This is a genomic window from Lysobacter soli, assembly GCF_003382285.1.
GTDB classification, from domain to species: Bacteria; Pseudomonadota; Gammaproteobacteria; order Xanthomonadales; family Xanthomonadaceae; genus Lysobacter_J; species Lysobacter_J soli.
In genome coordinates this window covers 82,549-97,953 of record NZ_QTJR01000007.1, presented here as the reverse complement: position 1 = coordinate 97,953, position 15,405 = coordinate 82,549, and the positions used below count along the sequence as shown (strand labels likewise).

Annotated in this window: 11 protein-coding genes and 1 pseudogene; 7 read left to right on the top strand and 5 right to left on the bottom strand. The window is 69.2% G+C overall.

Annotated features, from left to right (window positions below; translation table 11 throughout):
- Positions 1-11 precede the first annotated feature (11 nt).
- Positions 12-887 carry an RNA polymerase sigma factor RpoH gene (rpoH, locus tag DX912_RS11665; RefSeq protein WP_115842691.1) on the top strand — a complete coding sequence of 292 codons (876 nt, stop codon included), beginning with the start codon at positions 12-14 and terminating at the stop codon, positions 885-887.
- Positions 888-1,032: 145 nt separating this feature from the next.
- On the top strand, positions 1,033-1,497 hold the full coding sequence (locus DX912_RS11660; RefSeq protein ID WP_115842690.1) for a DUF1203 domain-containing protein: 465 nt from the start codon (positions 1,033-1,035) through the stop codon (positions 1,495-1,497).
- Here the strand turns inward: DX912_RS11660 and DX912_RS11655 are convergent.
- The 3 genes from DX912_RS11655 to tal form a co-directional block, all read right to left on the bottom strand.
- The gene (locus DX912_RS11655) at positions 1,481-2,764 is read right to left on the bottom strand and encodes an NAD(P)/FAD-dependent oxidoreductase (protein WP_115842689.1); all 1,284 of its coding nucleotides are present in this window, start codon (positions 2,762-2,764) and stop codon (positions 1,481-1,483) included. The genes DX912_RS11660 and DX912_RS11655 overlap by 17 nt on opposite strands.
- Positions 2,761-4,086, bottom strand: coding sequence for an MFS transporter (locus DX912_RS11650; protein ID WP_220340802.1), 1,326 nt, complete (start codon positions 4,084-4,086; stop codon positions 2,761-2,763). Before DX912_RS11650 ends, DX912_RS11655 begins: the two co-directional genes overlap by 4 nt.
- A 108-nt stretch (positions 4,087-4,194) precedes the next feature.
- Complete coding sequence (gene tal / locus DX912_RS11645; RefSeq protein ID WP_115842687.1) at positions 4,195-5,145, bottom strand: transaldolase; 951 nt, start codon at positions 5,143-5,145, stop codon at positions 4,195-4,197.
- A gap of 170 nt (positions 5,146-5,315) precedes the next feature.
- Here tal and DX912_RS11640 point away from each other — a divergent pair, with 170 nt between their 5' ends.
- The 3 genes from DX912_RS11640 to DX912_RS11630 are packed head-to-tail and all read left to right on the top strand — an operon-like array spanning position 5,316 to position 9,397.
- A complete protein-coding gene (locus tag DX912_RS11640; RefSeq protein ID WP_115842686.1) occupies positions 5,316-6,083 on the top strand; it encodes an NYN domain-containing protein in 768 nt (255 codons plus the stop codon).
- A gap of 48 nt (positions 6,084-6,131) precedes the next feature.
- On the top strand, positions 6,132-6,905 hold the full coding sequence (locus DX912_RS11635; protein WP_220340801.1) for a protein-L-isoaspartate(D-aspartate) O-methyltransferase: 774 nt from the start codon (positions 6,132-6,134) through the stop codon (positions 6,903-6,905).
- Positions 6,902-9,397: a spermidine synthase gene (locus tag DX912_RS11630; protein ID WP_115842685.1), complete on the top strand. Its 2,496-nt coding sequence runs from the start codon at positions 6,902-6,904 to the stop codon at positions 9,395-9,397. The genes DX912_RS11635 and DX912_RS11630 overlap by 4 nt, the downstream gene beginning before the upstream one ends.
- A 1-nt stretch (position 9,398) precedes the next feature.
- On the opposite strand, the gene DX912_RS11625 is transcribed toward DX912_RS11630, so the two are convergent.
- Positions 9,399-11,597 (bottom strand): primosomal protein N', encoded by a 2,199-nt coding sequence (locus DX912_RS11625; RefSeq protein WP_115842684.1) that lies wholly within the window; start codon positions 11,595-11,597, stop codon positions 9,399-9,401.
- A 444-nt stretch (positions 11,598-12,041) separates the two neighbouring features.
- Here DX912_RS11625 and DX912_RS11620 point away from each other — a divergent pair, with 444 nt between their 5' ends.
- Both DX912_RS11620 and DX912_RS11615 read left to right on the top strand, forming a co-directional pair.
- Positions 12,042-13,034, top strand: coding sequence for an RNA polymerase sigma factor sigma-70 region 4 domain-containing protein (locus tag DX912_RS11620; protein ID WP_115842683.1), 993 nt, complete (start codon positions 12,042-12,044; stop codon positions 13,032-13,034).
- Positions 13,024-13,659 (top strand): DUF3106 domain-containing protein, encoded by a 636-nt coding sequence (locus tag DX912_RS11615; RefSeq protein WP_181902809.1) that lies wholly within the window; start codon positions 13,024-13,026, stop codon positions 13,657-13,659. The genes DX912_RS11620 and DX912_RS11615 overlap by 11 nt, the downstream gene beginning before the upstream one ends.
- Before the next feature lie 1,329 nt (positions 13,660-14,988).
- Here DX912_RS11615 and DX912_RS18635 read toward each other — a convergent pair.
- A pseudogene (locus DX912_RS18635) lies at positions 14,989-15,301 on the bottom strand (DUF3667 domain-containing protein); the annotation flags it as partial.
- Positions 15,302-15,405 lie beyond the last annotated feature (104 nt).

Here is a 15,405-nt window from a genome sequence, read left to right as displayed (position 1 = left end):
AGATGACCCCCATGACCCAGAACACGCTCACCCTCCCGCTGGTCTCCAACAACCTTCCGGTGCCGAGTGCGCTCGGTTCGCTGGACGCCTACGTCAACGCCGTGCACCGCATCCCGGTGCTCACCGCGGAAGACGAGCAGGCGCTGGCGCGTCGATTCCGCGACGGCGAGGACCTCGATGCCGCCCGCGAGCTGGTGCATTCGCACCTGCGCTTCGTGGTGCACGTCGCGCGTGGCTACAACGGCTACGGCCTGCAGCTCGGCGACCTCATCCAGGAAGGCAACATCGGCCTGATGAAGGCGGTCAAGCGCTTCGACCCCGACCAGGGCGTGCGCCTGGTGTCCTTCGCCGTGCACTGGATCCGTGCCGAGATGCACGAGTTCATCCTGAAGAACTGGCGCATCGTGAAGGTCGCCACGACCAAGGCGCAGCGCAAGCTGTTCTTCAACCTGCGTAAGTCCAAGACCCGCCTGGGCTGGATGAATGCCGAGGAAGTCCGCGCCGTCGCCCAGGACCTCAACGTGTCCGAGCGCGAAGTGCTGGAGATGGAATCGCGCCTGTCGGGCCGCGACATCGGCTTCGATGCGCCGGACGATGACGACGACAACGCTCCGCCGTCTCCGGTCGCGTACCTGCGTACCGACGCCGAGGATCCGTCGCAGACCTACGAGCGCGAGGACGAGGAAGACAACCACCTCGCCCTGCTGCGCGAAGGCCTGTCGGGCCTGGACCAGCGTTCGCGCGACATCGTCAAGCGCCGCTGGCTGGATTCGGAAAGCAAGATCACGCTGCAGGAACTGGCCGACGAATACGGCGTGAGCGCCGAGCGCATCCGCCAGATCGAAGCCAACGCGCTGAAGAAGATGCGCGCGCTGTTCGCGGCGTAAGCCTCCAGCGACACGATGCATCGAAACGGCCCGGGAAACCGGGCCGTTTTCTTTTCCGCGCCGACAAGCGCCGCTCGCCACAAGGATCGGATATCGAGCCGCGCGCGACGCGCCGAACATGGCCGCATCCACCGGGAGCCCTGCCATGTTCCGCATCCACGCGCTGCCAGCCGCGCAGTTCCAGCCCTTGTTCGCGTTGTCCGACGATGCGCTCGCAACGCGCGACATCCGTTCCGTCGTCGCCGACGAAGCGCATTCGTTCCCGTGTCGCGTGAGCCTGCGCGATGCCGAGCCCGGCGAGCGCCTGCTCCTGCTGCCGTACGAACACCACGCGGTGGCGACGCCCTATCGCGCATCAGGTCCGATCTTCGTACGCGAAGCCGCCACCGACGCGGTCTTCGACGTCGGCGAAGTGCCGGACCAGCTGCGTCGCCGCCTGCTGTCGGTCCGTGCGTACGGAGACGGCCTGATGCGCATCGCCGACGTGGTCGAAGGCAAGGAGATCGAGACGCTCGTGGCGAAGTTCCTCGCGCGGCCCGACGTCGACACGCTGCACGTGCACTTCGCGCGCTACGGCTGCTACGCGTGCCGCATCACTCGCGCGGGCTGACCGCTCCGCGCGGTGAATCGCGACCCAGGATGATCCGCGCGTGGCGCTGGTAGCTCCAGTACGACCATGCCCAGTTGAGCAGCACGATCAGGCGGTTGCGGAAGCCGATCAGGAAGAACACGTGCGCGGCGAGCCAGAACCACCACGCGAGCAGACCCGAGATCTTGAAGCCGTGCAGGTCGACGACGGCCGCCATGCGGCCGATCGTCGCGAGGTTGCCGAAGTCGCGATAGCGGAACGTGGGCGTCGGCTTGCCGGCAAGCCGCGCCTTGATCGCCGCCGCCACGTGCGCGCCCATCTGCTTCGCCGCCGGCGCGACGCCGGGCACGGGCTTGCCGTCCTGCTGCACGCTGGCGAGGTCGCCGGCGACGAATATTTCCGGGTGCCCGGGCACGCTCAGGTCGGCTTCGACCGGTACACGCCCGGCGCGATCGCGCGGCACGCCCAGCAGCGCGCCCAGCGGCGACGCGGCGACACCCGCTGCCCATAGCACCGTGCGCGATGGCACGAAGGTGTCGCCTAGCGTGTAGCCGTTCGCGTCGATGGCGTTGACGGGCGTGCCGGTGACGACCTCGACGCCGAGTTTCTGCAACTGCCGGCGCGCCTTCTCCGACAGCGATTCGGGGAACGACGCCAGCACGCGCGGCCCGGCCTCGATCAAGCGCACGCGTGCGTGCGACGGATCGATGTTGCGGAACTCGCGCGTGAGCGTGTGGCGCGCGATCTCGGCGAGTGTGCCGGCAAGTTCGACGCCGGTCGGACCGCCGCCGACGACGGCGAAGTTCAGCCATGCATCGCGTTCGGCGGGATCGTCGCAGGCTTCGGCGCGTTCGAACGCGAGCAGCAGGCGGCGACGGATCGCGAGCGCATCGTCCAGCGTCTTCAGCCCGGGTGCGTCGGCGCTCCATTCGTCGTGGCCGAAGTACGCATGCGTCGCGCCGCTCGCGAGCAACAGATAGTCGTACGACATCGCGTCGCCATCGGCCAACGACACCGTGCGCGCATGCGTGTCGATGCCGACCACTTCGCCCAGCCGCACTTCGACATTGCGCTGGTTGCGCAGGATGTGGCGCAGCGGCGCGGCGATGTCGGGCGACGACAAACCCGCGGTCGCGACCTGGTACAGCAACGGCTGGAAGAGGTGGTGGTTGCGGCGATCGATCAGCGTGATGCGCACGTTGCTGCCGGCGAGCGCGCGCGTTGCCCACAGGCCGCCAAATCCGCCGCCGACGATGATCACGTGCGGGCGCGGATCGGGCGAGGTCATGCGTGTTCTCCGGCGTTGGGAATGTCGTGGTCGCGATCGATGCGCGAATGCAGCTTCGTATCGCGCATCAGCGCATACACGCCCAGCGAGACCGCGACGCACGCGGTCACGTAGACGTAGAACCACGATTCGTGGCCGATCTGCTTGAACCACAGCGCGATGTACTCGGCCGTGCCCCCGAATACCGACACGGTCAGCGCGTACGGCAGCCCGACGCCGAGCGCGCGGATGTGCGCGGGGAAGAGTTCGGCCTTCACCACCGCATTGATCGAGGTGTAGCCGCTGACAATCAACAGGCCCGACATCACCCAGACGAACGCATCCATCACCGTGCGCGACGCGGCGATGCCGCTCAGGATGGTGTAGGTGAACAGCGTGCCGAGCACGCCGAAGGCGATCAGGATCGGCCGGCGTCCGGTGCGGTCGGACAGCGCGCCCACGATCGGCTGCAGCAGCATGAACACGAACAGCGACACTGCGGATATGAGCGTCGCGTCGGCCTTGCTGAAACCGCCGGTGTTCACCAGGAATTTCTGCGGGTACGTCGTGAACGTGTAGAACGACAGCGTGCCGCCCATGGTCAGGCCGATCACCGTGAGCACTTCGCGCGGATGCTGCATCAGCACGCGCAGGCTCCCACGCTGCTTCGTGTCGCGTGTGCGGGCGACCGCGAAGGATTCGGTTTCCTGCATGCCGCGCCGCAGCCACAGCGCCGTCACCGCGCACAGTGCGCCGACGACGAACGGAATGCGCCAGCCCCAGTCGTGCAGCTGTTCTTCGGTGAGCAACGCGCGCTGCAACAGGACCAGCAGCGCGAGCGCGAGCAGCTGGCCCATCACGAGCGTCACGTACTGGAAGCTCGACCAGAAGCCGCGATGCTTCGATTGCGCCATCTCGCTCAGGTACGTCGCCGACGTGCCGTATTCCCCGCCGACACTCAAGCCTTGCAGCAATCGCGCGAACACCAGCAGCGCCGGCGCCGCGATGCCGATGCGCTCGTAGCCGGGCGCCACCGCGATCAGCAGCGATCCGGCGCACATCAGCAGCACGGACAGCATCAATGCGGCCTTGCGGCCATGGCGATCGGCGTACAGGCCCATGAGCCAACCGCCGACCGGGCGCATCAGGAAGCCCACCGCGAACACGGCCGCGGTGTCGAGCAGCTGCGCCGTGGTGTCGCCCTTGGGGAAGAAGTGCGGCGCGAAATAGATCGCGAAGGCGGAGTAGGCGTACCAGTCGTACCACTCGACCAGGTTGCCGACCGAACCGCTGAAGATGCTGCGCAGGCGCTGGGTGGGTGTCATCGGGGCGGTGGCATCCATGCGCATAGTCTGCCCGAAGCGGTGGAATCGCGCGTTGACGCGTCCGCAAAAACAAGAAGCCCGGCCAATGCCGGGCTTCGTTGCAACGCAGGCCGCAGGCGGACCTGCTTACCCCAGTCGCGCCGCCAGCATCGCCTCCAGCTTGCGCTGGTCGGCGGCGAACTTGCGGATGCCGTCGGCGAGCTTGTCGGTCGCCATCGCGTCCTCGTTGTGCTCCCAGCGGAAGACGGGCTCGTCCATGCGGGCCGGAGCCGGCGCGCGTTCGCCGGTGTCGACCAGCGCACGCGGCACATCGCCGGTGCCTTCGGCCAGCGCCTGCAGCAGGTCCGGCGAGATCGTCAGGCGGTCGCAACCGGCCAGCGCCAGCACCTGTCCGGTGTTACGGAAGCTCGCGCCCATCACGACGGTATTGAAGCCGTGACGCTTGTAGTGGTGCCAGATGCGCGTGACCGACTGCACGCCCGGGTCGTCCTGCGGCGTCGCCGGCTTCTCGGCGCCGTTGGCCAGGTGCCAGTCGAGGATGCGGCCCACGAACGGCGAGATCAGGAACACACCCGCTTCCGCGCACGCCACGGCCTGGGCGAAGGAGAACAGCAGGGTGAGGTTGCAATTGACGCCCTCGCGCTCGAGCTGCTCGGCGGCGCGGATGCCTTCCCACGTCGAGGCGATCTTGATCAGCAGCCGCTCGCGACCGATGCCGACCTGTTCGTACAGCGCGACCAGCTTGCGCGCCTGTGCGAGCGTGGCCTGCGTGTCGAAGCTGTGGCGCGCGTCCACTTCGGTGGAGACGCGGCCCGGGATGAGCTTGAGGATTTCCACGCCCACCGTGACGGCGAGCAGGTCGGCGGCGTCGGCGACGCGCGCGGTGAGGTCGGTGCCGCGGGCCTGCGAGATCGCCGAATCGATCAGCGGCGCGTAGCGCGGCAGCGAGGCGGCCTTGAGCAGCAGCGACGGATTGGTCGTGGCGTCGAGCGGGTGGAAACGTGCGATGGCGTCGATGTCGCCCGTGTCGGCGACGACCGCCGAATAGGCGCGGAGTTGTTCGAGCTGGCTGGTCATGTGGGGTTCGTCGGTTTCGTCGTGAATGCCGCCCCATTGTGGAGGATCGGGCGTGTACGGGGTAGCGCTAACCGGGGCTCGCACGTCGGCGCCCCTAGCGGTCGTCATGCCCGCGCGGGCCGCCTGCGCTAGGCTCGGCGAACCTGCCGAGAGCCGCTTCCGGAGCCGCCATGTCCGAACCCGAGCGCCGCATTGCCCTGCTCATCGACGCCGACAACGCGCCCGCCGCGAAGATCGACGTCATCCTGGCCGAGGTCGCCCGACACGGCATCGCCAACGTCCGGCGCGCCTACGGCAACTGGAAGAGCCCGCACCTGAAAGGCTGGGAAGCGACGCTGCACGAGTACGCGATCCGGCCCATGCAGCAGTTCGCCTACAGCACCGGCAAGAACGCGTCCGACATGGCGATGGTCATCGACGCGATGGACCTGCTGTATGCGCGCAACCTGGACGGCTTCGCCATCGTCTCCAGCGATGCCGACTTCACGCCGCTGGTGATGCGCCTGCTGACCGACGGCATGAAGGTCTACGGCTTCGGCGAGAAGAAGACGCCCGAGGCCTTCCGCAACGCGTGCTCGAAGTTCACCTACCTGGAAGCGCTCGGTGGCGAGGCGCTGCCCGACAGCGCCGCGGCGACCCGGCCGAAGACGTCGCAGGAGCTCCGCAACGACACGCGCCTGCTGCAGATGCTGCGCAGCGCGGTGGAAGCGGCCAGCGACGAGGACGGCTGGGCGCGCCTGAGCACGGTGGGCAGCCAGATCGGCAACCAGGCCTCGTTCGATCCGCGCAACTACGGCTACGGGAAACTCAGCGACCTGGTCGAGGCCATCGGCCTGTTCGAGAGCCGCCGCGAGAACCTGAACATCTGGGTCCGCAACCCGCCCAGGTCCGGTACCAAGAAAGCGGCGAAGAAGGCGGCGAAAAAGGCCGCCGGCTAGCCGTTCCGTTGCCCGCGCCGTAACGCCGGCTCTCCTACACTCGCCGGCATGTCCGGCGCCGACGCCCGTGCAGGCTTCATGCATCGTCGCGCGATCGTGGAGGCGATCGTCCTGTCGCCCGGGCTCACCCTGCCGCTCGTGGTCGCTGCGCGACAGACTCAGCCACGCGGCGACGTTTACGCGACACCGCGCGCCGCACTGGTCGCCGAGTTGCGCGCGCAGTCGCGCGACGACGCCGGAACCTCGAGGCAACTCGACCCCGCCGTGTTGTCGATCCTCGCGCGCGTGCCGCGCCACGAGTACGTGCCCGCCTCCGAGCGCGGCAACGCCTACGAGAACCGGCCGCTCGGCATCGGCCATGGCCAGACGATCTCGCAGCCGTACATCGTCGCGCTGATGACGACGCTGGCGGCGCCGCGTGCGGGGCAGAAAATCCTCGAAATAGGCACCGGCTCGGGCTACCAGGCCGCGGTGCTCGCCGAGGCGCAGGCGAAGGTCTACACGATCGAGATCGTCGAACCGCTCGCGAAACAGGCGGCGCTGCGCCTTCGTCGCTATTCCAACGTGCAGGCGCGGATTGGCGACGGTTACTACGGCTGGAAGGAGCACGCGCCGTTCGATGCGATCGTCGTCACCGCGGCGGCATCGTCGATCCCGCCGCCGCTGGTGGCGCAGCTGATGCCGGGCGGGCGCATGGTGATTCCCGTCGGCAGCAGCTTCTTCACGCAGACGCTGCTGCTGGTGGACAAGGACGCCGATGGCCGCGTGCGTACGCGCCAGGTGTTGCCGGTCCGGTTCGTGCCGCTGACGGGTGGGCCGTGAGCGTGGCCGACCCGGACGCGGTCGAACACGCGCCATCGGCGCGCGAAACATCGAGCGCGATGCACGCTGTCGCGCTGCCGGTCGCGATCGCGCTCGTCTCCGCCGCCGCGCTCGCGTGGCAGTTGCTGCTGATGCGGTGGCTGGCCATCGCGCACTGGCATCCCTTCGCGGTGATGATCATCAGCCTCGCGTTGCTGGGCCACGGCGCGAGTGGCACGTGGCTCAGCCTGTGGGTGCGCGGCGAACGACAGGCGCGCCTCGCACGCGATTTCGATGCTGCCTTCGCGACGTGCGCGCTGCTGTTCGCGATCAGTGCCGCCGCGACGCTCCTGATCGCGCGCGACATTCCGTTCAACGGGCTGGAGCTGGTGTGGAATCCGCGCCAGGTCCTGTGGCTCGCGCTGCTGTATCTCACGTTGTCGATCCCGTTCTTCTTCGCGGCGGCGTGCTTCGGCCTAGCGTTCGCGCGGCACGGCGCGCGCATTCCCGCGTTGTATGGCGCGGACCTGATCGGCGCGGCGATGGGCGCACTTGCCGCCTTGGCTGCGAGTGCGTTACCCGTGCATCGCGGCCTCCTGCTCGCAGCGATATGCGGGCCGATCGCCGCTTGGCTGGTAACGCGTCGCGCGCCATACCGCGTCGCGTGCATCATCGTCGCCATCGCACTGGCGATGCTCTGGCCAACGCAGGTATTCGCACCGCGTGCGAACGAGTTCAAGGGCTTGAGCAAGACGTTGCTGCTCCCGGGCGCGCGCGTGATCGCGCATGGCGCCGATCCGTACGGAAGTTTCACGCTGGTCGAAAGCGCGCGCGTTCCGCTGCGATTCGCACCGGGCTTGAGCCTGTCGCACACGGATGAGCTGCCGCAGCAGCTGGCCATCTACACCGACGGTGACGCGATGTCGCCCATCGTGCGCGACGACGGCCACGCGAACTGGCAATGGCTCGACGACATGACCTCGGCGCTTCCATATCGCCTGCGACTGCCCGATCGCGTGCTGGTGCTCGGCACGGGCGGCGGGCTGGACGTGCTGCAGGCGCTCACGCTGGGCGCACGGCGCGTCGATGCGGTCGAACAGTCCGCGCTGCGCGCGCGATGGGCGCGAGACGATTTCGGCGCGTACTCGGGCCACCTGCTCGACGATCGACGCGTGAACAGTTTCATCGCCGATCCCCGCGCATTCGTACGCGCGACGGCCGACCGGTACGACCTGATCGTGCTCGCCGGCGGCGAGTCCTTCGCCAGTGGCGGCGCGGGCGTGCAGTCGGCGAGCGAGCAGTACGCGGTAACGGTCGAAGCCTTGCGCGACTACCTGCGTACGCTCTCGCCGCGCGGCATGCTCGTGGTGACGCAGTGGAGCAAGCAGCCGCCGCGCGATGAACTGAAACTCTTCGCGACGGCGGTGGAGGCGTTGCGCGCCGAAGGCGTGCGCGATCCGGCGCGCAACGTCGCGGCGATCCGCAACTGGGACGCGAGCACCTGGCTGTTCGCGCGTTCCGCGTTCGATGCGCACGCCGTGGCCGCGTTGACGCGCTTCGCCGAGCGCCGCGGCTTCGATGTCGTGCATGCGCCGGGTGCGCGTGCCGGCACGCATGAGCGCTTCCATCAACTCGATCCGCCGACGGTGTACGACGGCGTGCAGGCGCTGCTGTCGCCGCAGTCGCGGGAATACGTTCGGGCTTACCAGTTCGACATCGAGCCGGTGAGCGACGACCGCCCGTATTTCGGGCACTTCTTCCGCTGGCGCAGCCTGCCCGAACTGTGGCGGCTGCGCGCGCAGGGCGGCGCCGTGCTGCTGGATTCGGGTTATCTCGTGCTCGTGGCGACGCTGGTGCAGGCCGTCGTCCTCGCGCTTGTGCTCGTGCTGCTGCCGTTGCGCGCGCTCGGGCGCGGAGATCGCGGTTCATCGCACTCCAGTCTTCGCATTGGCGCGTACTTCGTCTCGCTCGGACTGGCGTTCCTGCTGATCGAGATCGCGATGCTGTCACGCCTGACGCTGCTGCTGGGGCATCCGTGGATCGCGGCGAACGTGGGGCTCGCGGCGATGCTGCTGTGCGCAGGGCTGGGAAGTCTGCACGCCCAGCGGTGGGTATCGGCGTCAAACGTGGACGATGCCGCGCTCGACAGGCGCATCGCATGGGCCGTCCGCGCGATCGTGCTCGGCCTCGCGTGGCAATTCGTCGTGCTGGTGGGAGCGCATGCGATGACCGCATCGTGGCCGCTGGCGTGGCGCGCGTTCGTCGGATTCATCGGTATCGCGCCACTGGCATTCGCAATGGGCATGCCGTTTCCGCTCGGCCTCGCGCGCCTGTCGCGCAGCGCGCCGGCATTCGTGCCGTGGGCGTGGGGACTCAACGGTTGCGCGTCGGTGGTGGCAGCGATCCTCGCGCTGCTGTTGGCGATCGAGGTCGGCCTGCGCGCGACGCTGGTGATCGCGCTGGCGTTGTACGTGTTCGCGGCGTGGGTGTGGCGGTCGCCGTCGGCGCGTTGAATCAGTACAGATCCACCGGATCCACATCCAGCGACCAGCGCACCTTGCGCGCCTCGGCGGACGCATGGATGGCCGGCAGCGCGGCGTCGAGCGCCGCGTGCAGGCTTCGGCGATCGGCGGCGGACAGCAGCAGCTGCATGCGCTGGTAGCCGGCGCGGCGCGGCATCGGCGCCGGCAGTGGGCCGTGCAGGTCGAGCGGCGCGTGCACGTCGCGCAGCGCATCGCGTGCCATGCGCAGGAAGGCGTCGCAGGCATCTACGTGCTGCGCTTCGGCGCGGAACATCGCCATGTGCGCGAACGGCGGGAAGCCCGCGATTTCGCGCTGTTCGAGTTCCGCTTCGGCAAAGGCGTGGTAGCCGCCGGCAAGCAGCGTCGCCAGCAGCGGATGACCCGGATGGTGCGTCTGCAGCAGCACTTCGCCCTTGCGCTGCGCGCGTCCGGCGCGGCCGGCGACCTGGATCAGCAACTGCGCAAGCTTCTCCGGCGCGCGGAAATCGGCCGAAAACAGGCCTTCGTCGACGCCAACCACGGCCACCAGCGTCAGGTTCGGAAGATCGTGCCCCTTCGCCAGCATCTGCGTGCCGACCAGGATGCCGCGCTGCGTGCCGAACTTCGCCAGCGCGTGCTCCAGCGCATCGCGCCGCTGCGTCGTGCCGCGGTCGATGCGCATCACTGGCACGTCAGGAAAGCGCGCGGCGAGCACTTCCTCGATGCGTTCGGTGCCGGCGCCCTGCGGTTGCAGCGCGAGGCCGCCGCAGTCGGGGCAGGCATTCGGCGCGGGGCGTCGCGCGCCGCAGTGATGGCATTGCAGGCGACGGCCGCCGGCATGCACGGTCATCGGGGCGTCGCAGCGCTGGCATTGCGCGCTCCAGCCGCAGTCGTGGCACAGCAGCACCGGCGCGTAGCCACGCCTATTCTTGAAGACCAGCACCTGGCCGCCCGCGTCGAGCGCGTGGCCGATGGTGTCGAGCATCTCCGGCGACAATCCGGCCTCGAGCGGCCGCTTGCGCACGTCGCACACGCGCACCGACGGCGGCTGCGCGTTGCCCGCGCGCTGCTGCAGGCGCAGGTGTTCGTAGCGTCCTGCCTGCGCGTTGCGCAGCGATTCGAGCGAGGGGGTCGCGCTGCCCAGCAGCACGGGCACGCCGAGCGCCTTGCCGCGCACCAGCGCGAAGTCGCGCGCGTGGTAGCGGATGCCATCGAGCTGCTTGAAGCTGCCGTCGTGTTCCTCGTCGATCACGATGAGCCCGGCCTCGGGCAGCGGCAGGAACACGGCCGATCGTGTGCCGACGACGACGCGCGCCTCGCCGCGCGCGAAGGCCGTCCAGGTGCGGGCGCGCTCGCCGTCGCTGAGCCCCGAATGCAGCGCGTGGACCGGCACGCCCAGGCGCGCCCGGAAGCGCGCCAGCGTCTGCGGCGTCAGGCCGATCTCCGGCACCAGCACCAGCGCCTGCCTGCCGCGCGCGAGGCAGTCGGCGATGGCGTGCAGGTAGACCTCGGTCTTGCCGCTGCCGGTGACGCCGTCGACCAGCAGCGCGGCGAAGCCGTCGCGGGCGGCGAGGATCGCGTCGACGGCGGCCTGCTGTTCGGCGTGGAGCGCCGGCCCGGGGCGCGGGTCGATGGCGTGGGCGACGGCGGGGATGGCGACGCGTTCGGCCAGCTCGCGCTTGGCCAGCGCCCGGGCGCCGGCGCGCCAGTCATCGAGCTCGAGGTCCAGGCGGTCTTCGTCCAGTGGGCCCGCGTGGAGCAGGTCCGCCAGCCTACGCGGCTTGCCGGCGCGCAGGCGTTCGCGACCGGTCTGCCCGGCTTCGGTCAGCCGCCAGGCCCAGGCGTGGGTATCCGGCAGCGGCTCGCCACGGCGCAGCGAGGCCGGCAGCGCCGTCGCCAGCACCTCGCCGAGCGGCGCGTGGGTGTAGCGGGCGAGCCAGTGGAGGGATTCGAGCAGTTCGCCTTCCAAGACGGGCTCAAGGTCGAGGCGGGCGAGGGCGGGTTTCGCTTCGGGCGCGTCGGGGTCGGCGGGCCTGGTTTCGACGACGATCCCGATGAGTTCACGGCTGCCGAACGGCACCCGCACCCGCAGGCCAACGTCGCCCGTCTCGACCGCCTCGCCGACCGGCGGCCGGTAGTCGAACAGGCGCGGCAGCGGCAAGGGGAGGGCCACCCGCCAGACGGCGGGCGGGGTCGGAAAGGCGTCGGGCATCGGCGAAGTCTACCGGGCGTCCGGTGGCACGAAAGCGGCCGATGAGCTTGCCGCGCATTGCTGCCCCATCTGTGACAAAAATCACGCAAGTGCCCGGCCGCATTGGGAAAACGTCCTTATCCACACGAGCTGTGGATAAATCTGTGCATGGCGTGTTGCGAGCAGGGTCCCATCGCAGGAAATAAGGCCTCCCAGCTAGGTTGGTGAAAAAAGTGCCAAAGCCTATATTCCCTTTCAGATCATGCACTTGTGCGTGAAACACAGTTGTCACCCGGCTGAAGGGCGCGTTCAGGAAGCCCTGCATGACGGCGGCGTTACTGCTGTGCACAACCGGTTTTCCGGTGCAGGCCGCGTCCCGCTTGGCGGAGCACGTGACTCAGCGTTGTCAAGGGCTTTTTCACGGATCTGCCTCGCTATCATGCGGCGCATGGTGATGCAGTTCCGATGAGCGTTCCGACCGCTTCTTCACGCCCTTCCGGGCCCCCCGCGCTGTCCGCCTTCCTGCGCGGTGTCGAACGCCGCGGGGCGGTCCTGGCCGAACTCCAGGCGGGTGATGCCGCCGCCGGCGACGCCGCCCTGACCGAGGCGATGCGCCAGTTCCGTCCCGAGGCCGGGAGCCTGCCGATGGCCGACTGGCCGAGGCGCTTCTGGGCGCTCCTGCTCGCACAGCCGCGCCTCGGGCAGCGCACCGCGGTGGCGGTTCCGATCGAGGCCACCGATCGCCTTGGCGAGCTCGGCAGTGGGCCTCGCGCGGCCTTGCTGCTGCGGGTCGCCGCCGGCCTGTCCGAGGAGGATGCGGCGGGCGTGCTTGGCGTCAGCCTGACCGGTTACCGGCTCGCCCTGCAGCGGGCACTCCCGCACCATGCCGACGGTCGCGCCGACCCGCTCGCCTGGCAGCAGCTGCGCGAGCAGATCCACCGCCGCATCAAGACCCTGCCGCCCGACCGCCTCGTCCGCCTGAGCTCGGCCCGCGAGGCCGTGCTGCGCGGCGACGGGGCCGCCGCGTCTGCCGAAGTCGCCTCCGGCACGACGGCGCGCCCGCGCTGGCTGATGCCGCTGCTGTGGGGCCTGCTCGCGCTGTGCGTGCTCGCGATGGCCGCGACCTTCCTCCCCTTCGGGCGCGGGAACGTCGATGGCGTTGGAAGCAATCGCCGGGTCGACGTCGAACCGCTGCCCGAGGCCGATTCGCCCGCCTCGACCTACGGCGACGAGGCCGCGATGGTCACGCACCGCGACTTCGCGCTGCTGGCCGACCCCCACGGCGAGGCCGCGGCGCAGGACATGGAATTCAACAGCTGGCTGGCCGCGCAGCAGGCCGCCGGCGTGACCGCGCCGACTCCGCCGCCGGATATCCCGGTGCAGGAGGACGTCGCGCCGTCGCCGGTGGCGCACGGCATCGCAGCCGAAACGCAGGCGGAGACCGAAGATGCGCCGTAACGCGAGCCGCTCGCGCTGGATGCTCCTGTCGCTGGCGATGATCGCCGCCGTCGCGGGCTCGACGTCGCCGGAACTGGCGGACCTGCTCGAACGCCTGCCGCCCGCCACGCAGGCGACGCTGCGGGCCAACGCGCAGCGCTGGGACGCGTGGTCGCCCGCGGAGCAGAAGCTGTTCCGCGAGCGCGCCGCGCAGTGGGATGCCCTGCCGCGCGCCGAACGCGACGAACGCCGCGAGCGCTGGCTCGCCTGGCAGGCGCTGTCGCCGGGCGAACGCGCGCTGGCGCAGTCGGCCGCCGTGCAGTACGCGTCGATGCCGCCGGACCTGCAAGGCGCATGGCGCGCGCAGTTCAACGCGATGGATCGCAGCGAACGTCGCGGCTGGCTGCTCGGCCCGACGCTCGGTGCCGACTACGCGATCCTCCAGCCGTTGCTGGCGCAGGTCCCCGAAGCCGAACACGCCGCGATGCTGCGCACGCTGCGTTCGATGACGCCGCAGCAGCGGCGCGACCTGGGCGTGCTCGCGCAGCGCACGCCGCCGGATGCGCGTGCGGCGCTGCGCCGCGAACTGGTGTCGGTCAGCGCGCAGGAGCGCGGCGACTGGTTGTGGCGGCGGCTGCAGCACTAAGCCGCTAAAGGGCGCCGCTAAAGGGCAGGGTCGACGCCTCTCCATCACTGCCGGGCCGTTCGTCGCCTTCCCTTCGTTACCCGTCACCCCAACCCCTCTCCCAGTGGGCGAGCGGCTGACTGCGTCACATCCGCACGATGCTCGCGATCGTGATGAACACCACCGCGAAGCCGAGCAGCACGAAGTAGAGATTGCCGATCACGAAGTAGCGCAGCGACGTCAGCAGCCAGCCGTTGCCGTACACGCGCTTCTGCATGATCCACAGGTAGATCGGCATCCACATCCAGATCAGGAATTCCAGCGTGCCGGTGATCCAGCCGAAACCGGCCCACTTCGGCGTGATCGCGTTGTCCAGCGCCATCAGCAGGAAGAACGTCAGGATCGCCAGGCACAAGTAGGCGTGGCTGTAGAGCGCGACGACCAGGTGCTCCAGGTACAGCCGCTTCGATCCGACGTACGCCAGCTTGAGCAGCAGCGCGAACACCGGCACCAGCAGGAACAGCGCCGACGGCACCGCGCCGAGCATCGCCTTCACGAACAGGCCGGGATCGTGCTGCAGCCGCGCGACGTTGTCCTTGCCGTGCGCGATCTGCCGGTTGATCCACTTGTTGACGAAGTCCGGCACCCACGAGACCACCAGCGGGTTGAGTTCCTCATCCCACGGTTCGTCGCTGCCGAACAGCGTCAGGCGCCCATCGCAATTGGTTTCGCCGTAGATGCGCGCCTCGGCGGCGGCCTTTCGCGTGCGCATGCCTTCGCTGCCGCGCGCGGCGGCGATCTGCAGCTGCGCGGCGCGGCAGCCGGCCGCTTCGTTGGTTTCGCGGATCTCGACCTGCAAGCGGCGGCGCTCGGCCGTCTGCGTCGGCTTCAGCGCCGCGAGTTCCGCCTGCTGCTTGCGCACCTGCTCGTCGCGAAGCGTTTCGACCTCTGCCAGCGTCTTCGCCTTGTCCATCTCGGGCGTCGACTTCGTCTCGCTGCGCTCGGCCTCGATTTCCTTCCGCGCCGCGGCCTTTTCCTTCTCGACCTCGTTGGCAGTGAGGTCCTGCGTCTTCACCAGTTGCTGGATGCGCTTGTCGGCGGCCGTGTTGACGTCGACCATCGCGACCTCGAACGGCTTGCGCACGTGCGGCAGCATCGTGGACACCGCATCGCGACCTTCGGCGAGCTCGGCCAGTTGCGTGGCGCGGATGCGTTCGACCTGTTCGATCGTCGTTGCCGTTGCGAAGCGCTTGTTCTCGCGATTGACGTTCTGCGTGCGGCCGGGATTGCCCACGCCCTCGTCGAGCAGTTCGACCGTCGTGTCCTGCGATTCGACGTGGATCACCAGCTGCGCGACGAAGAAGGTCAGCACGCTCAGCACCACGAACAGGCGCAGCGGCGCGACGTACTTAGCGCGCTGGCCGGAGAGGTAGTTGATGGCCACGCGGCCCGGCGAGACGAGGTCGCGCAACGTGCGGAAGATGCGGCCGTCCAGGTGCCAGAACGCCTCGAACACTTCCTCCATCGCGTGCGCGGCGTGGCGGATCGGGTTCACCACCGACTGGCCGCAGTCGTGGCAGTAGTGCCCCTGCAGCGCGGCGCCGCAGTTCTCGCAATGAGTCGGATGGACGTCGTGCGACGCGTGGCCGGTGCTGGAACTCATGTGTCAACGCTCTCCCCGGCGCACGACGACAGTCGGTTCATTTCAAGGGGTTAAGATAACGGGCCGCCGCGACCCGGCGCCAGCGCCCGACATTGGATGCGGTC